The sequence below is a fragment of the Yoonia sp. genome, assembly GCF_042093035.1.
GTDB lineage: Bacteria > Pseudomonadota > Alphaproteobacteria > Rhodobacterales > Rhodobacteraceae > Yoonia.
The window spans coordinates 1-15,856 of record NZ_JBELFI010000005.1; the positions used below are offsets into that span (position 1 = coordinate 1).

General features: G+C 57.0%; 18 protein-coding genes and 1 pseudogene. 10 read left to right on the forward strand and 9 right to left on the reverse strand.

The features are described 5' to 3' along the window. From ACFDSS_RS01505 to ACFDSS_RS01530, 6 genes and pseudogenes are all read right to left on the reverse strand, one after another. Positions 1 to 295: pseudogene (locus ACFDSS_RS01505) on the reverse strand (mechanosensitive ion channel family protein); the annotation flags it as partial. Position 296: 1 nt separating this feature from the next. Continuing rightward, positions 297 to 596 carry a 4a-hydroxytetrahydrobiopterin dehydratase gene (locus tag ACFDSS_RS01510; protein WP_375253985.1) on the reverse strand — a complete coding sequence of 100 codons (300 nt, stop codon included), beginning with the start codon at positions 594 to 596 and terminating at the stop codon, positions 297 to 299. Further along, a complete protein-coding gene (locus tag ACFDSS_RS01515) occupies positions 593 to 1,777 on the reverse strand; it encodes a GNAT family N-acetyltransferase (protein ID WP_375253986.1) in 1,185 nt (394 codons plus the stop codon). Before ACFDSS_RS01515 ends, ACFDSS_RS01510 begins: the two co-directional genes overlap by 4 nt. Before the next feature lie 31 nt (positions 1,778 to 1,808). Further along, positions 1,809 to 2,561, reverse strand: coding sequence for a glycerophosphodiester phosphodiesterase family protein (locus ACFDSS_RS01520; RefSeq protein ID WP_375253987.1), 753 nt, complete (start codon positions 2,559 to 2,561; stop codon positions 1,809 to 1,811). Then, complete coding sequence (locus ACFDSS_RS01525) at positions 2,558 to 3,019, reverse strand: RidA family protein (RefSeq protein WP_375253988.1); 462 nt, start codon at positions 3,017 to 3,019, stop codon at positions 2,558 to 2,560. Before ACFDSS_RS01525 ends, ACFDSS_RS01520 begins: the two co-directional genes overlap by 4 nt. 67 nt (positions 3,020 to 3,086) lie before the next feature. Beyond that, positions 3,087 to 5,267, reverse strand: coding sequence for a transglycosylase domain-containing protein (locus ACFDSS_RS01530; RefSeq protein ID WP_375253989.1), 2,181 nt, complete (start codon positions 5,265 to 5,267; stop codon positions 3,087 to 3,089). Positions 5,268 to 5,539: 272 nt separating this feature from the next. On the opposite strand from ACFDSS_RS01530, the gene ACFDSS_RS01535 reads away from it, so the two are divergent. The 5 genes from ACFDSS_RS01535 (at position 5,540) to ACFDSS_RS01555 (ending at position 10,299) form a co-directional block, all read left to right on the forward strand. Next, positions 5,540 to 5,878: a P-II family nitrogen regulator gene (locus ACFDSS_RS01535; RefSeq protein ID WP_375253990.1), complete on the forward strand. Its 339-nt coding sequence runs from the start codon at positions 5,540 to 5,542 to the stop codon at positions 5,876 to 5,878. A 25-nt stretch (positions 5,879 to 5,903) separates the two neighbouring features. Beyond that, a complete protein-coding gene (locus tag ACFDSS_RS01540; RefSeq protein ID WP_375253991.1) occupies positions 5,904 to 7,211 on the forward strand; it encodes an ammonium transporter in 1,308 nt (435 codons plus the stop codon). A gap of 221 nt (positions 7,212 to 7,432) precedes the next feature. Further along, positions 7,433 to 8,434, forward strand: coding sequence for an N-acetyltransferase DgcN (gene dgcN, locus ACFDSS_RS01545; protein WP_375253992.1), 1,002 nt, complete (start codon positions 7,433 to 7,435; stop codon positions 8,432 to 8,434). 42 nt (positions 8,435 to 8,476) lie between these two features. Further along, positions 8,477 to 9,436, forward strand: a complete 960-nt coding sequence (gene dgcA, locus ACFDSS_RS01550; RefSeq protein WP_375253993.1) for an N-acetyl-D-Glu racemase DgcA — start codon at positions 8,477 to 8,479, stop codon at positions 9,434 to 9,436. Further along, positions 9,433 to 10,299: a D-amino-acid transaminase gene (locus ACFDSS_RS01555; RefSeq protein ID WP_375253994.1), complete on the forward strand. Its 867-nt coding sequence runs from the start codon at positions 9,433 to 9,435 to the stop codon at positions 10,297 to 10,299. Before dgcA ends, ACFDSS_RS01555 begins: the two co-directional genes overlap by 4 nt. Before the next feature lie 147 nt (positions 10,300 to 10,446). Here ACFDSS_RS01555 and ACFDSS_RS01560 read toward each other — a convergent pair whose 3' ends face one another. Genes ACFDSS_RS01560 through ACFDSS_RS01570 form a run of 3 tightly spaced genes read right to left on the reverse strand, consistent with a single transcriptional unit; the run spans position 10,447 to position 11,949 of the window. Continuing rightward, the gene (locus tag ACFDSS_RS01560; RefSeq protein ID WP_375253995.1) at positions 10,447 to 10,899 is read right to left on the reverse strand and encodes a TerB family tellurite resistance protein; all 453 of its coding nucleotides are present in this window, start codon (positions 10,897 to 10,899) and stop codon (positions 10,447 to 10,449) included. Between the two features lie 4 nt (positions 10,900 to 10,903). After that, the gene (locus ACFDSS_RS01565) at positions 10,904 to 11,197 is read right to left on the reverse strand and encodes a DUF1244 domain-containing protein (RefSeq protein ID WP_375253996.1); all 294 of its coding nucleotides are present in this window, start codon (positions 11,195 to 11,197) and stop codon (positions 10,904 to 10,906) included. Positions 11,198 to 11,211: 14 nt separating this feature from the next. Further along, the gene (locus ACFDSS_RS01570; protein WP_375253997.1) at positions 11,212 to 11,949 is read right to left on the reverse strand and encodes an N-formylglutamate amidohydrolase; all 738 of its coding nucleotides are present in this window, start codon (positions 11,947 to 11,949) and stop codon (positions 11,212 to 11,214) included. A 117-nt stretch (positions 11,950 to 12,066) separates the two neighbouring features. Between ACFDSS_RS01570 and pyk the strand changes: the two genes are divergently transcribed. From pyk to pheS, 5 genes are all read left to right on the forward strand, one after another. Continuing rightward, the gene (pyk, locus tag ACFDSS_RS01575) at positions 12,067 to 13,512 is read left to right on the forward strand and encodes a pyruvate kinase (RefSeq protein WP_375253998.1); all 1,446 of its coding nucleotides are present in this window, start codon (positions 12,067 to 12,069) and stop codon (positions 13,510 to 13,512) included. 34 nt (positions 13,513 to 13,546) lie between these two features. Beyond that, positions 13,547 to 13,771, forward strand: coding sequence for a hypothetical protein (locus ACFDSS_RS01580; protein ID WP_375253999.1), 225 nt, complete (start codon positions 13,547 to 13,549; stop codon positions 13,769 to 13,771). 222 nt (positions 13,772 to 13,993) lie between these two features. After that, complete coding sequence (rpmI, locus tag ACFDSS_RS01585) at positions 13,994 to 14,194, forward strand: 50S ribosomal protein L35 (protein WP_375254000.1); 201 nt, start codon at positions 13,994 to 13,996, stop codon at positions 14,192 to 14,194. A gap of 17 nt (positions 14,195 to 14,211) precedes the next feature. Continuing rightward, positions 14,212 to 14,574: a 50S ribosomal protein L20 gene (rplT, locus tag ACFDSS_RS01590; protein ID WP_375254001.1), complete on the forward strand. Its 363-nt coding sequence runs from the start codon at positions 14,212 to 14,214 to the stop codon at positions 14,572 to 14,574. A gap of 150 nt (positions 14,575 to 14,724) precedes the next feature. Then, on the forward strand, positions 14,725 to 15,798 hold the full coding sequence (gene pheS, locus ACFDSS_RS01595; protein ID WP_375254002.1) for a phenylalanine--tRNA ligase subunit alpha: 1,074 nt from the start codon (positions 14,725 to 14,727) through the stop codon (positions 15,796 to 15,798). Positions 15,799 to 15,856: the final 58 nt, after the last annotated feature.

Consider the following 15,856-nt stretch of genomic DNA (forward strand, 5'->3'; position numbering starts at 1 on the left):
CAACAACAGCTGTCGTCTGCACGCCGAACGTATTGAGTACAAAAAGGAATGCAAAACCAATAATGACGTAGCGCGAGACATTGCCCAAGAAGTTGAACAAGGTGATGTCGAGATGCGCATTCTTGCCCCCGATAGCGATCAGTTTGCGCCGCACCCATCCGCCCAACAGAAAACCGATAAACAGGATAGCCACTGCAGCCAGCACGTTGCCAACGGCGGACGCCAGGAATTCAAGGGTGAGCAAATCTAAAATGGTTTTCCCGTCCCAGATCACGGTCGTCAGTAGCGTTTCCAATTCAGCCTCCGGCGAGTTTGTCCATAATCGCGCCCAATTGCGCGTCGAGCGCGCTTAGGCCATCTGCGTCATGCGTGGTCAAGGTGACTTCGACCGTTTTATAGACGTTATACCATTCGGGGTGATGGTTCAGTCTTTCAGCGTGGATTGCGGCGCGGGTCATGAACCCGAAGGCCTCGACAAAGTTGGCGAAGACAAAACGCTTCTGCATCGCATCGCGCCCGTCCTGCATGGACCAGCCATTTGACAGAAGCGGGTCAATCTTGGCGGCACGCTCTGCTGCGGTCAATTTGTCGGTCATTGGTGATCCTCCATATCGGTTTTTCGGAATGGCCCGTAGCTGGTCAGCACTTCTATCTCCTGATCGACGGCATCCCTTTCGGCCTCAAGATAGCGGGCAACGGCGTCTTTGAACCCTGCATCGCCGAACCAATGCAGCGAATGCGTTGCAACAGGCAGATACCCGCGCGCCAATTTGTGTTCTCCTTGCGCGCCAGCCTCAACCTTGCCCAAGCCATGCTGGATCGCAAAATCTATGGCGCGATAATAGCAGATTTCGAAATGCAGGCATGGGTAATGTTCTGTGCAGCCCCAATAGCGTCCGTAAAGCGTATCGCGGCCAATGAAATTCAAGGCGCCTGCCACGGGCCTCCCGTCACGCATGGCCAGCACCATGAGCATATCATCGCGCATGGTTTGATGTGCGAGGTGAAAGAAACTCCGCGTCAAATAGGGCGTGCCCCATTTGCGATTGCCGGTGTCTTGATAAAAGACCCAGAAAGCATCCCAATGCTCCGGCTGGATGTCATCACCGGTCAGCATCAAAATCTCACCACCGAATTCACTGGCCCGGGCGCGTTCCTTGCGCATGTTTTTGCGCTTGCGGCTGGAAAGTGACGCAAGAAACGCGTCAAAATCGGCGTATCCATCGTTGACCCAATGAAACTGCTGGCCAATCCGAGAAAGCAACCCCATCTCCGCGCCTGCAAGCGCTTCGGCTTCGGTGCAGAACGTCGCGTGTAGCGATGAGACTTGGTTGTCCGCCGCAATTTGGACAGCCCCCTGGACCAGCGCAGACATGCCCGTTGCCTCAAACCCCGGTCTGGTCAGGAAACGCCGCCCGGTCGCGGGCGTAAAAGGGACCGCTATCTGGAGTTTTGGATAATATCGCCCGCCCGCGTTCTCATATGCATGGGCCCAGTTGTGATCGAAGATATATTCGCCCTGGCTATGACCCTTTGCATAAAGCGGGGCGACGGCAATCAATAAGCCGTCTTGCCTTGCAGTGATATAGCGCGGTTGCCAGCCCGTCCCCGGCCCGACGGAACCGCTGTCTTCCAATGCTTTCAAGAATCGATGCGTCGTGAAGGGGTCATTGGGGCGTCCATCCACGGCTTCGGGACAGGCGCAGGCGTCCCATTCAGCGGCGACTATCGCGCTGATGGCAGGGTGGGCCGTGACTTCGATGGTTGCGTCGCTCATGAGGTGCAACTTGGGTGCATCTGGCGGGGCGTCAAGCCAGATAGCCTTCAAAGGTGACATTATCGACGATCCGGCGGGCATCGGCCTCTTGCTTGGCAGAGCGGATCGTCCACGTGAAGACGCGCGCACCCTGCGACTTGAGCTCTGCGACGCGGGGGCGGCCAAGATCGGTGGCTTCGTGGCTGATGAAGCAAGACCCGGTGCGGTCATAGTCGGGAATGGCGCGCAGGGTGTTGCGCGTATCCGCCGGGAGTTCCGGCCAGAAGGCCGCCTCATAGCTGGAAGTCACGATGCCGCGCGGGATGTCAGGCGCAAGCTCTGCGCATTTCGCGACCGCATGTGGATTGAAGGACATCACGGCCACGTCGCCGTTGTAGTCCTTGAGAGCGGCGCAAGTCGCGGCTTCCAACGCGCCGATGTTGGGCCCCATTTCACCGTCTTGATCTTTGATCTCAATCAGGAGCGGAACGCGCCCTGCAACGCCCGCCAAGACGTCTTTCAATGTCGGGATAGTCCCGCCATCATTTTTCAACGGGATGTTCTGGAGCGCATCACAGGTCCGGTTTCGCACCGGCCCGGTTTCATTTGTCAGCCGATCAAGCATATCGTCATGAAACACCATTGCCTGCCCGTCGGATGAAAGCTGTACGTCAATTTCGATCCCGTAGCCCGCATCAAGCGCTGCGTTGATCGACCTGATGCTGTTTTCGACCCGCCCCGCCTTGCGGTCGTGCAAGGCGCGATGGGCGAAGGGGCGTGCCAGGAAAGACGCGGGCAGGATCATTTGATCTGGAAAATCGCTTCGATCTCAACCGCGACGCCGAACGGCAGGCTGGCGGCGCTCACGGCAGAGCGCGCATGGCGTCCCCGATCGCCCAATGCGGCGACCATGAAATCAGAGGCGCCGTTTATCACTTTGGGCTGGTCGCTGAAATCGCCAGTTGAATTCACAAATCCAACAAGTTTGACCACCCGCACGAGACGATCAATATCACCGCCGCAAGCCGCCCTGAGCTGTGCCAAAAGCGCGATCGCGCACGTCTTGGCAGCATCTGCGCCTTGCTCTGCGGTCATATCATCGCCCAGCTTGCCTTTTATCATACCGCCCGCATTGGCCGCGATCTGACCCGAAACATAGACCAAATCACCCGCCACAACATAGGGCACATAATTGGCTGCCGGGGCCGGGGCGTCTGGCAGTGTAACGCCCAATTCAGCAAGTCTGGTTTCGATCGCGCTCATCAGATATCTCCTGTTATTTGCTGCGACGCTAGCGGGCAACACTGGCGCGTGCAATCGCTGCTCGCGCCTAGTTCGTTCCGTCAGAGATGATTGTGTCCAGCAAATTCAGGATTGCATTGTCCAGGACTTCACCGCCCTGGCTTTCGACCAATCCGGTGCTTAATGGCTGTTGTGGGATCATCATCGGCAAAGGTGTTGGCTGGATGCCATCCAGCACACGGACCATGGTTTCGCGCCAGATTGTTGCCGGAAGCCCGCCACCTGTCACGCCGGTAAGCCTGCTGTTGTCATCCAGCCCCATCCAGACCCCGGTCACGTAGTCGCCGGTGAACGCAATGAACCAGGCGTCGCGCGACCCTTGCGTCGTGCCGGTTTTGCCAGCGATCTGCCAGCCATCGATGCGCGCGCGCCGCCCGGTGCCTTCCTCCACGACTTTCGTCATCATCCATGTAAGCTGCTGTGCGGCTTCCTGCCGGATGATCCGCTCACCGATGCCGCTTGTTTGCGCATCCATCAAAGAGCTGTCATCGCCCACAAAGCGCAAATCCGTCAGGCCGTAAGGTGTCACCGCAGAGCCGCCATTCAGGATGCCTGCAAAGGCCCCGGTCATGTCCAGCAACGTGCTTTCCGAGACGCCAAGCGCCAACGCCGGTCCAGCCGCAAGATCACCCCTGAGACCAAAACCACTGGCAACATTGCTTACCAAACCACGGCCGACTTCTTCCGACACCAGGATCGCGGGAATGTTTCGGCTTTCGGCGAGGGCCTGAATCATGGTCATCGGGCCTTTGAATTTACGATCATAATTTGCCGGGCACCACTGCGGTGATCCGCGACGGGTCCAACAGGTCGGTGCATCGTCAACCATGTCATAAGGCGACAGCCCCAGATCCAGTGCGGCTGCATAAATGAAGGGTTTAAAAGCCGACCCGGTCTGGCGGAGCGCTTGAGTGGCGCGGTTGAAGGCCCCCGTTGCGCTGATGTCGCGCCCGCCGACCATCGCGCGCACGGCCCCATCGGCGGACATCACTACAATCGCGGCCTGCGCCTCTGATTCTTCACTCACGCCGTTTTCGAAAACGGAAATCAATGCATCTTCAGCCGCCGCCTGTATCCGCTGGTCGAGGGTGGTGCGAATAATCACATCTTCTGTCGTGCTGCGGGTGAAAAACTCCGGGCCGCTGTTCATGACCCAATCGGCAAAGAACCCGCCAGAGCTTGCACGGGCAGCGTCTGAAAGCATTGCGGGATTGCGACGGGCGTCGTCGGCTTCAGCGGCGGAAAGGTAGCCTTCGTCTTCCATCAAGCCGATTACGACAGATGCGCGGTCTTGCGCGCGTTGCAGGTTACGCGTGGGGGCGTTGGCGGAGGGGGCCGTCAGCAAACCTGCCAGCATTGCAGCCTGCGCCGGGTTCACCTCTGCGGCCGAAATCCCGAAGTAGCGTTGCGCGGCGGCCTCGAAGCCACGGCTGCCTGCGCCAAGATACGCGCGGTTGAGGTAAATCGTGAGGATTTCTTCCTTGGTGTAGGCGATTTCCATGCCGACGGAGAACACAGCCTCGCGCACCTTGCGCCAAAGTGAAGTCTGGCGGCAATCGGCTTCATACGCCCTTTCACTTTCCCAGCGGTCAGGGTCATAGGGCACACCAAGACACAACAGCTTGGCAGTCTGTTGGGTGATCGTAGACCCGCCATTGCCGGACAACGGCCCACGGCCCTCACGCAGATTGATGCGCACAGCAGAGGCGATACCGCGCGGTGAAATTCCGAAATGCTGGTAAAAGCGCTTGTCCTCGGTTGCTACGACCGCGTTGTGCAAATCAGATGAAACCGTCTGGGCTGTCACCATCCCGCCAAATTGATCGCCGCGCCAGGCAAAGACGTCACCGGATATGTCCGTCATGGTCACGGAACCGCGTGCGCGCCCGTCGATGAGTTCGTCCATCGCAGGCATCTGACTTGCAAAATAGTAAGCAAAGCCACTCACGATCAGGCCGCCAACAAGTCCCATGCGCCATGCGAACGCCCAAACGATCCGAAGCAGCCATCGGAAAGGCAGCATCAGCCAGCCAATCAACCCGCGCGGCTTGCCCCGCTTTGGACTGGCCCGCTTTGGACTGGCCTTGCGGCGGGCGGCGGGTTGCTTTTTGGGTGCCGCCTTTTTGGGCGAGGTTTTTTTGACTGTCGGTTTGGTAGGATAACGTCGGTCCGCCACTAATGGCGGCCGCTTCTTGCCGGTTCCACTCATGCTCTGCTCGTCTGCCTTTGGGGCTTGTTGTGATTCACCATATAGGGTGCCGCATTGAATGTCGCGGGCAATGAGTCGTTGAAATTCGCTTTTTGATAAGCTTAAATTTTGAGCATTACTGCTAATTTGTGCAAAAATTGTGCAAATAGACAAAGAATCTATCCAGTTTGCACCCGCAGAAAGTTGTTCCCAGCGGTGTGGCGCGCTCTTTGTTCTGGTGCAAGCGGGCGCTGCCGTTGGTTGTCCGTACATGAATTTGCAAGGGGAAGATCGTGAAACTCATCATTGCAACAATCAAACCGTTCAAGCTGGAGGAGGTGCGTGAAGCGCTCACCACCGTTGGCGTGCGCGGGATGATGGTATCAGAAATCAAAGGCTTCGGCTCTCAGTCGGGTCACACAGAAATCTATCGCGGCGCGGAATACGCCGTGAATTTCGTGCCGAAGGTCAAGCTTGAGATCGTCGTACAGGACAGCATGGCCGATCAGGTCGTCCAGACGATCGCATCGACTGCCAAAACCGAGAAGATCGGCGACGGCAAAATTTTCATTCTCGACGTGGAAGGCGCCCTTCGGGTGCGCACCGGCGAGACCAATGACGACGCGCTTTAAGACCGCGAACCCAAGGGACAAACTGATGAAACTAACAAAACTACTTCCGGTCGGTGCAGCGTTGACGTTGCTTCCGACTTTCGCTCTGGCGCAGGAAACTGCTCCGGGATTTGACGAAATCGGCCCCTATATCATGACAACGCTGTTGTTCTTGATTGGTGGCTTTCTGGTGTTCTGGATGGCCGCTGGTTTTGCCATGCTTGAGGCTGGTCTTGTGCGTTCCAAGAACGTGTCAATGCAGCTGACAGAGAACATTGCCCTGTTTTCCGTTGCATCGTTGATGTATTGGCTGGTTGGTTTCAACCTGATGTATCCGGGTGAATTCAACGGCTTCTTCGCTTTCAACTTCGTGCCCACCACGCTTGAACCTGTTGGCCTTGCGGCCGCGGATGCATCGCTTGATTACGCCTCCGTCGCGTCTGACTTCTTCTTCCAGTTGATGTTTGTTGCAGCGACCGCATCCATCGTTTCCGGTGCTTTGGCGGAGCGCATCAAGCTGTGGCCATTCCTTGTCTTCGTCGTCGTTCTGACCGGCCTGATGTACCCGATTTCCGGTTCCTGGCAGTGGGGCGGTGGCTGGTTGTCCGAGTTGGGCTTCTCTGACTTTGCCGGTTCCACAATCGTTCACTCCGTTGGCGGTTGGGCTGCGCTGGCTGGTGCGCTGATCCTTGGGCCACGTTTAGGCAAGTACAAGGATGGCAAAACAGTGCCTATGCCGGGCTCAAACCTTGCCCTTGCGACACTTGGTACCTTCATCCTGTGGATGGGTTGGTTTGGCTTTAACGGTGGTTCGCAGTTGGCTGCGGGGACTGTTGGTGACATCACAGACATTGGCCGTATCTTTGCCAACACCAACATGGCGGCGGCATCTGGCGCTGTCGCGGCGCTGATCCTGACGCAGCTTGTGTATGGCAAGGTCGATCTGACAATGGTTCTGAACGGCGCGCTTGCCGGTCTGGTCTCCATCACGGCTGAGCCGCTTGCGCCATCCATGTTCGGCGCGTTGCTAACGGGTGCCGTTGGTGGTGTGATCGTTGTCTTCACCGTGCCACTGCTGGACAAGCTCAAGATTGATGATGTTGTCGGTGCCATCCCAGTTCACCTCTTTGCAGGTATCTGGGGCACGCTGGCGGTTGCTTTCTACACTGGCAATTGGGGCGCGCAGATCACAGGTATCATTGCTTACGGTGTGTTTACCTTCGTCATCTCGCTGGTTGTCTGGAGCCTTCTCAAAGCCGTCATGGGGATCCGCGTCTCCGAGGAAGCAGAGATCAATGGCCTGGATACGTCCGAGATGGGCATGGAAGCCTACCCTGAATTCTCCAACGGGTAAGCTTTCGCAACCTTTGACTGAAACGAACCCGGGCGTCCGCGCCCGGGTTTTTTTGCGCGCGGCGACGATTGGTTGGGAAAAATTCCCAAGATGCAGGGGTATGGCGCAAGAAATTCTCACCATGATCCCCAGTCCCGCCACATTCTGCGATGAATTTGTTTCTTCCCGCGCGATATCAATTGGTGAACGCGAATCCCACCCTTGAGCCACGGAGCCTCCACATGATCCAGACCCCATATCTTTTGTTTCTCGGCGATGCCCCTGACCAGCTTGCCGCCAAAGTCGCGCAGGGGATCAAGGACTGGCGCCCTGAAAACGCCGTTGGCCAATTCCGCATGGCAGGCTGCGGCGCCGATCTGGGCATCATCAATATGTCGCTAGAGGACGCAAAGGCCGCAGGTGCCAAGACCCTGGTGATCGGGGTGGCCAATCGCGGCGGGTACATATCGAGAGCCTGGAAAGAGGTCTTGGTGAAGGCGCTCCAAATGGGTTTTGATATCGCTTCAGGTCTGCACAACCTCTTGCGCGATGAGGATGAGCTGGTTGCCGCGGCGCGTGTGAATGGCCGGACTTTGTTTGACGTGCGTATTCCATCGGTCGCCTATCCGATTGCCAATGGCAAAAAGCGCGGTGGCAAGCGTTGCCTTGCAATTGGCACTGATTGTTCGGTTGGCAAGATGTATACTGGTCTGGCGATGGATGCAGAAATGCACAAGCGTGGCATGAAGTCGACATTCCGGCCCACGGGCCAGACCGGTATTCTTATCACTGGTGGCGGCGTGCCTTTGGACGCGGTGATTGCCGATTTCATGGCGGGCGCCGTTGAATACCTGACGCCTGACAATGATGAAGATCACTGGGATCACATCGAGGGACAGGGCAGCTTGTTCCACGTCTCTTACTCCGGTGTGACGATGGCGTTGATCCATGGTGGCCAACCCGATGCGCTGATCCTTGCCCATGAGCCGACCCGCACCCATATGCGCGGCTTGCCTGACTATGATTTGCCAAGCCTTGAGACCTTGCGCGACACTGCCTTGCCAATCGCGCGTATCGCAAATCCGCGTTGCCAGATTGTGGGCATTTCAGTGAACACACAGCATCTGTCGGAAGCTGATTCTGCGGCATATTTGGCAGAGATTGAAGATCGTATGGGGCTGCCGACTGTGGACACTTTCCGTCAGGGCGCTGCGCGTTTGGTTGACGCTCTGGAGCAGGTTTAATGCCTCCGGCGGGGATATTTATGCTCGGAAGAAGTGGCTGCAATGCAGATTGAGGTGACCCGCGACGTCTTCCAATTGGCGCAGGTGTTTACCATCAGTCGCGGTTCGCGGACGCAGGCGGAGGTTCTGACGGTGGCGGTGTCTGATGCGGGCGTGTCGGGGGTCGGTGAATGTGTGCCCTACGCCCGTTATGACGAGACGATGGGCAGCGTGTCCGATCAGATACTGGCATTTTCCGGGGATTGGGAATGTTTGTCGGATGAACTGCCCGCTGGTGCTGCTCGAAATGCTTTGGACTGCGCCTTGTGGGATCGTGCGGCAAAGTCTGCGGGCAAGCGTGTCTGGGAGCTGTTGGGGCTGCCAACGCCCCTGCCAGCGATCACGGCCTATACGTTGTCATTGGATACCCCCGGGGCGATGCAGCGACAGGCCGCAGAGAACGCAAAGCGTCCTTTGTTGAAGATAAAGCTGGGCACGCCTGATGACATGGCCCGGCTTGAGGCTGTGCGCCGTGGTGCACCCGATGCCCGTATCATCGTCGATGCCAATGAAGGATGGACCGCGGATGTCTATGCCGACCTCGCGCCGCATTTGATACGGCTTGGTGTGCAGATGGTCGAACAGCCACTTCCGGCAGGTCAGGACGATATGCTTGCTGAGATCGCACGACCCTTGCCGGTTTGTGCTGACGAGAGTTGCCATGACCGTGCCAGCTTGCCTGCATTGAAAGGCAAGTATGACATGGTCAATATAAAGCTCGACAAGACCGGTGGCCTGACTGAGGCACTGGCGCTCAAGTCTCAGGCAATCGCTGAGGGCTATGGCGTCATGGTTGGCTGTATGGTCGGTTCGTCACTTGCGATGGCGCCTGCGACAATTCTTGCGCAAGGCGCGTCCTTTACGGACCTTGACGGGCCGCTCTTATTGGCCGAAGACCGGGATGGACCTTTGAAATTCGATGAAAAAGGCGTGCACCCGCCCGCCGCTGCACTTTGGGGATGACCATGCGCACAGTCTATGTCAACGGCGAGTATCTGCCAGAAAATGAAGCCAAAGTGTCGATCTTCGATCGCGGGTTCCTGATGGCTGACGGTGTGTATGAGGTGACTTCCGTCCTTGACGGCAAGCTTATCGACTTTGCCGGACACGCAAAGCGGCTGGAGCGGTCATTGAATGAATTGGACATGCCGCATCCTGAAGTTTTGCCGGATTTGCTGGACGTTCATCGTGAATTGGTCCGGTTGAACGGTATAGACGAGGGTATGATCTATTTGCAGATTACCCGTGGTGCTCCTGATGACCGTGATTTTGTCTTTCCCGATCCTGGTACAACAAAGCCGACGGTGGTTTTGTTCACGCAGAACAAGCCCGGATTGGCCAATAGCCCGGCGGCCAAGACCGGTATCAAAGTCATCTCGATCGAAGATCAGCGCTGGGCGCGGCGCGACATCAAGACTGTTCAACTTCTCTTTCCCTCGATGGGTAAGATGATGGCGAAGGCTGCGGGCGTTGACGATGCCTGGATGGTTGAGGATGGTGCCGTGACCGAAGGCACGTCGAACAACGCATATATCATCAAGGGCAACACAATTATCACCCGCCATTTGGGCAATGAGATTTTGCACGGGATTACGCGCGCCGCCGTTTTGCGGTTCGCCAAAGAGGCGCAGATGCAAGTCGAGGAACGCAGCTTCACAATTGCAGAAGCACAAGCGGCAGATGAAGCCTTCATCACCTCTGCCAGCACATTCGTGATGCCGGTTGTTGAAATTGATGGCGTGGGCGTGGGTGCAGGAAAGCCCGGCCCTGTCGCGGCCCGTCTACGCGAGATCTATCTCGACGAAAGCCGCAAGGTCGCGGTTTAGGCTGCGTCCGCCCGGGTATCAGTTAGGCCGGATTATCGCTGCATTGCTTACATCATTTGGCGCGAAATTGCATCGGCCCGCGAGCCTGAAATAGGCATTGAACGACAGCACTGCATGGATATGTGCGATGGCACCCAAATTGTGCAGTCAGCCACGCGTGTCTTTTTGCGCTTCGATTTGCAGTTCAAGCGCGCGCGCTGGCGGCACGCCGAGCACCGCTTCGATCTGGTGCAGCAGCGCGTCTTCTGATGGGCGCTTCACACCATCCGCGAAGACCACCTGCCAGAGTGCGATCAGGGTCGCCTCTTTCTCCTCGGTGCTGATCGCGTGTTCCAAAATGGTTGCGATGTCGTCAGTGTCTGGCATCACACGTTCCAGAACCTCGCATTCTGCACGGAGTTTGGCCGCAGCGACCGGGTTGATATTGTGCCGCTTGGCGAGGATCCGGTCGATCATCGCTATTTCTTCGAACAGATAGGATGCATCAGCCTTTGCAGCCCGCACCATCAGCGCCCCCATCGCATGGCTTGCGTCCGCGTCGGGCAACCGCGTGTGGTAGGCTGCGGGATTGCCAAAGAAAGCCTTGAGGCGGTCAAACATTGCTTCAGCCGTGGCTTTTTTTGAAGGCGTCTTGCGCGGCAGCAGATGCATCAGTCTGATATTTCTCTTTCCATTCCGAGAAAGGCATTCCGTAGAAGGCTGCGCGTCCTTCGTCCTTGCTCATCTCGATGCCACGTTCATTCGCAGCCTCCTGATACCAGCGTGACAGGCAGTTTCGGCAAAAACCGGCGAGGTTCATCATGTCGATGTTTTGGGCGTCGGTCCGGTCTTCCATCAGATGCTTTTGCAGGCGGCGAAAGGCTGCAGCTTCAAGTTCGATACGGGTTTGGTCATCCATCGTGAAATGCATTCCTAAAGACCCGTGCGGGCCAGTACATCCATTAATATAGGCGCCAATCTGCTTGCCCAAAGGGCTTGGCCTGCGTCATCCGCGATAAGATCCTGACGCAGCTCTATCAGTACATTCGGACGCCCATGTTGCAAGGCGTGTCTGTCGACCGCGTCGCCGGGCAGATGGCCCGCATAGGGTTCATTGTCGCCCGTGCACCAGCCCTGCGCGCGGCTGGCCTCCAGCAAGGGCAGGGCAAGCCGGTTGTCATCCGCATAGAGCACACCCACTTCCCAAGGTCGTGGGTGCCGTCCGCGCAAACGTGGGGTGAAGCTGTGAATGGCGCAAATGACCGGATCTCTGACTTTGTTGGCTAAATCCGCGTAAGCCGCATGATAGGGGCGATAAAGACGCTGCAGCCGCTCCTCGATTTCAGCTGCATCCGCGTTGCGGTTGGCAGGAATGATCGTTCCGTCATAGAGCCGCATCATGATCGTCGGGTCGTCCTCACCGCGATTCGGATCGCAGACAAGCCGAGAAAACTGTGACAGGATCGCCGGACTATTGAGCAGTTCGGAAAGCTTTCGCGTGACGCCTGCAGCACCGATATCATAAGCGATATGACGTCCCATATCCGCCTCTGGCAGGCCAAGATCGCCGCCATGCACCCAATCGGGCACAATATTTGTTGCATGATCGCAACCAATCAACCAGCGCCCGGGACGTTCGGCACCGCAAATTTCAAAAGGTGTGTATGTCATTGTCGTCTCATTCTTTCGTATTTGCGTTTAGGCTAGTTGTCCCGCGAATGGAATTGCGCAATAAGGCCTCAACCCGCGCCGTTACCGCTAACGGCTATGCCGCATGAAGGAAAAGACATGAAACGCCATCGCAATGTGAAAATCGTCGCCACGCTTGGCCCCGCATCCAACGACTATGAGATGATCCGCGCCTTGCATGAGGCAGGTGCAGATGTCTTTCGTCTGAATATGTCTCATGGCGATCACGCTGAGATAAAAGTCCGCCACGAGATCATCCGTCAGATCGAAAAGGACCTTGATAGCCCGATCGCGATTCTGGCCGACTTGCAGGGTCCAAAACTGCGCGTCGGCGTCTTTGCCAATGGCGAGGAAGAGCTGGTGCCAGGTGCCGACTTCCGACTTGATCTGGATGAAGCAGAAGGCGATGCCACACGGGTGAAGCTGCCGCACAAAGAGATTTTCGACGCACTTGAGCCAGGTGCGCATCTGCTGGTCAATGACGGCAAGATCAAACTGCGTGTGAAAGACTGTGGTGCGACATTTGCCAACTGTGAGGTGGTCGTCGGCGGCACGATTTCAAACCGCAAGGGTGTGAATGTTCCGGACGTAATCCTGCCTTTGGCGGCGCTGTCTGACAAGGATCGCAAGGATCTCGAATTTGTTTGCGAATTGGGTGTTGATTGGTTGGCGCTGTCTTTCGTCCAGCGCCCCGCCGACGTTGAAGAAGCCCGCGCATTGGCAAAGGGCCGCGCGGCGATCCTGTCCAAGATTGAGAAGCCCAATGCTGTAAGAGTATTTGATGATATTCTGGCAGTGTCAGATGGCGTGATGGTAGCCCGTGGCGATCTGGGGGTTGAATTGCCCGTCCAGAACGTTCCGCCAATTCAAAAGCAGCTGGTGCGGAAATGTCGCGCGGCGGCCAAGCCTGTAATCGTCGCCACCCAGATGTTGGAATCGATGATTGATAGCCCGATGCCAACCCGTGCAGAGGTGTCGGACGTCGCGACAGCCATCTACGAAGGTGCTGACGCGATCATGTTGTCGGCTGAATCTGCCGCCGGTTCCTATCCGATCGAAGCCGTCACAACCATGAACAACGTCGCGGGAGAAGTCGAATCCGATCCGACCTATACCGATATCATTGAGGCATCGCGCAAAGCTGATGGCAAGACGGTTGCTGACGGCATCGTCTCTGCCGCCCGCGAGATCGCGGAAACGACGGATGTCAAAGCGATTTGCTGCTTCTCGCAATCGGGGACAACGGCTTTGCTGGTTTCGCGCGAACGTCCGCGCGTGCCGATCATTGCGTTGACCAACCATATCTCAACTGCACGGCGCTTGTGCCTGTCTTGGGGGACGAATTGTGTCGTGACCGGGCATGTTGACCGCTTTAAGGATGCGGTGGTTGCGGCGGTCCGTGCTGCGCGCAGCCAAGGGCTGGCGGAAGAGAAGGATATGGTCGTTGTTACCGCTGGCGTGCCCTTCAACACACCCGGCTCTACGAACATTCTACGGGTGGCACCATGCGAAGAACGTTTGATCTATACCGCAGATGCGGATTAAGCTGATCGCGAAGACCAAACAAAGGTAGAACGCGTTGGATCTTGATCTGATTTTCGTCACTGGTGTGGCATTGGTCGCTTTTGCGGTGCCATCGGGGATGAGCGCATATGTCGACAGGCGCTGGCCGCGGCAGGCAATCATGATGCTCGTTCTTGCCTTCGTTGCAATCGCTTACGCGTTGCAGGAAAATCCCGATACCTATTCGATCGCCACAATCGACGAAACCGTAGTCGACGTCTTGGGCCGCTACTTTAACTAGAGCGGCGTCCGTAAAATCTGCCAAGCAGATTTTGTCGGCGCCAAGACAAGCGCAACCGTTCGTCTTGTCTTGAAATCAAAAATCTGGTTCAGATTTTTTGGATTTCGCTTTAATCCCTTGCACATAAAGGGAATGCGGCCTATATCGCCGCTTCAACCCGCGCGTCCGGCCTATATGGCATGCCGAGTCGCGCGTTCGACCGACCCAAAAGAGGAGACGGAAATGCCGAAGATGAAGACAAAATCGAGCTGCAAAAAGCGGTTCAAAGTGACGGCCAGTGGTCGTGTGCTTGCAGGCCAGGCCGGCAAGCGTCACGGCATGATTAAGCGCTCGAACAAATTCCTCCGTAACGCTCGTGGCACAACCACATTGAGCAAAGCTGACGAGGGTATCATCAAACCGATGATGCCTTACGCACGTTAATTAGAGGGATTTGAGATATGCGCGTTAAAGGTGGAACCGTCACGCACCGTCGTCACAAAAAAGTACTCGACGCTGCCAAAGGATATTATGATCGCCGCTCCAAGACCTTCAAGGTCGCCAAGCAGGCTGTCGACAAAGCCAACCAATATGCAACCCGTGACCGCCATAACCGCAAGCGCAACTTCCGCGCTTTGTGGATCCAGCGGATCAACGCCGGTGTGCGTTCTGTCGATGAGAACCTGAACTACTCCAAGTTCATCAACGGCCTGACGCTGGCCGGTATCGAGATTGACCGCAAAGTGCTTGCTGATCTGGCGGTAAACGAGCCAGACGCATTTGCGACAATCGTTGGCCAAGCCAAGGATGCACTGCCCGCTTAAGTCGGTCATCCACAACAGCTTTCAGGCCGCGCGTGACAACACGTGCGGCCTTTTTTGTATCCGCAATGACCCGCGCTTTTGTACCCATCACTTGCATGGCACAAACGCAACGGGTAGCAGGACGAGAACGAAAAAGAGGACGCCCTCACCATGGATGATCTGAAACAAAAATACCTAGGCCTGATTGGCGATGCCGCGGATGAAGCCGCGATCGAAGATCTGCGCGTGCAAGCCGTCGGCAAAAAGGGTGAGATCAGCCTGAAAATGCGTGAACTGGGCAAAATGACCCCGGAAGAGCGTCAGGTCGCTGGCCCCGCGCTGAATGCGCTGAAGGATGAGATCAACAGCGCCCTATCCGCCAAGAAAGCCGCCCTTGCCGATGCCGCCCTTGATGCGCGTTTGCGCGGTGAGTGGCTGGACGTGACATTGCCCGCCCGCGACCGCGCCCAAGGGACGGTGCATCCAATTAGCCAAGTGACCGAAGAAGTCACCGCGATCTTTGCCGATATGGGCTTTGCCGTGGCCGAGGGCCCGCAGATCGAAAGCGATTGGTATAACTTCGACGCGCTCAATATTCCCGGTCACCACCCCGCGCGCGCCGAGATGGATACGTTCTATACCCACCGTGCCGAAGGTGACGACCGTCCGCCGCATGTCTTGCGCACGCATACCAGCCCCGTGCAAATTCGCTCAATGGAGAAAACCGGCGCGCCGACCCGCATCATCTGCCCCGGCCGTGTATATCGCGCGGATTATGACCAGACCCATACGCCGATGTTTCACCAAGTAGAAGGTCTGGCGATCGACAAAGACATCTCCATGGCGAACCTGAAATGGGTGCTGGAAGAGTTCGTGAAGTCATACTTTGAAGTCGACCACGTCGACATCCGCTTCCGCGCGTCGCACTTCCCGTTTACGGAACCCTCCGCCGAGGTGGACATCCGCTGTTCATGGGAAGGCGGCACGCTGAAGGTCGGTGAAGGCGATGACTGGTTAGAGATTTTGGGATCTGGCATGGTGCATCCCAAGGTGCTGCAAGCAGGCGGGATTGATCCGGCGGAATGGCAGGGCTTTGCGTTTGGCATGGGCATCGACCGGATTGCGATGCTGAAGTACGGCATCCCTGATTTGCGCGCGTTCTTTGACAGTGATCTGCGGTGGTTGCGGCATTATGGGTTTAACGCGCTGCAGCAGCCGACGCTGCATGGTGGGTTGTCGCGCTAAAGATAAGTCCCGCCCGGCATCGCCGGGCAGCGCCCGGACCTCCCCCATGGGGAGGGCG

Excerpts from the sequence above, each read along its gene's own strand:
- ACFDSS_RS01565 (WP_375253996.1), bottom strand. The coding sequence starts at position 11,197 with ATGGATGACCAAACCCGTATCGAACTTGAAGCTGCAGCCTTTCGCCGC.
- pyk (WP_375253998.1), top strand. The coding sequence starts at position 12,067 with ATGAAACGCCATCGCAATGTGAAAATCGTCGCCACGCTTGGCCCCGCA.
- ACFDSS_RS01560 (WP_375253995.1), bottom strand. The coding sequence starts at position 10,899 with ATGTTTGACCGCCTCAAGGCTTTCTTTGGCAATCCCGCAGCCTACCAC.
- dgcA (WP_375253993.1), top strand. The coding sequence starts at position 8,477 with ATGCAGATTGAGGTGACCCGCGACGTCTTCCAATTGGCGCAGGTGTTT.
- rplT (WP_375254001.1), top strand. The coding sequence starts at position 14,212 with ATGCGCGTTAAAGGTGGAACCGTCACGCACCGTCGTCACAAAAAAGTA.
- ACFDSS_RS01530 (WP_375253989.1), bottom strand. The coding sequence starts at position 5,267 with ATGAGTGGAACCGGCAAGAAGCGGCCGCCATTAGTGGCGGACCGACGT.
- pheS (WP_375254002.1), top strand. The coding sequence starts at position 14,725 with ATGGATGATCTGAAACAAAAATACCTAGGCCTGATTGGCGATGCCGCG.
- ACFDSS_RS01515 (WP_375253986.1), bottom strand. The coding sequence starts at position 1,777 with ATGAGCGACGCAACCATCGAAGTCACGGCCCACCCTGCCATCAGCGCG.
- ACFDSS_RS01525 (WP_375253988.1), bottom strand. The coding sequence starts at position 3,019 with ATGAGCGCGATCGAAACCAGACTTGCTGAATTGGGCGTTACACTGCCA.
- ACFDSS_RS01520 (WP_375253987.1), bottom strand. The coding sequence starts at position 2,561 with ATGATCCTGCCCGCGTCTTTCCTGGCACGCCCCTTCGCCCATCGCGCC.
- rpmI (WP_375254000.1), top strand. The coding sequence starts at position 13,994 with ATGCCGAAGATGAAGACAAAATCGAGCTGCAAAAAGCGGTTCAAAGTG.
- ACFDSS_RS01570 (WP_375253997.1), bottom strand. The coding sequence starts at position 11,949 with ATGACATACACACCTTTTGAAATTTGCGGTGCCGAACGTCCCGGGCGC.
- ACFDSS_RS01555 (WP_375253994.1), top strand. The coding sequence starts at position 9,433 with ATGACCATGCGCACAGTCTATGTCAACGGCGAGTATCTGCCAGAAAAT.
- ACFDSS_RS01510 (WP_375253985.1), bottom strand. The coding sequence starts at position 596 with ATGACCGACAAATTGACCGCAGCAGAGCGTGCCGCCAAGATTGACCCG.
- ACFDSS_RS01540 (WP_375253991.1), top strand. The coding sequence starts at position 5,904 with ATGAAACTAACAAAACTACTTCCGGTCGGTGCAGCGTTGACGTTGCTT.
- dgcN (WP_375253992.1), top strand. The coding sequence starts at position 7,433 with ATGATCCAGACCCCATATCTTTTGTTTCTCGGCGATGCCCCTGACCAG.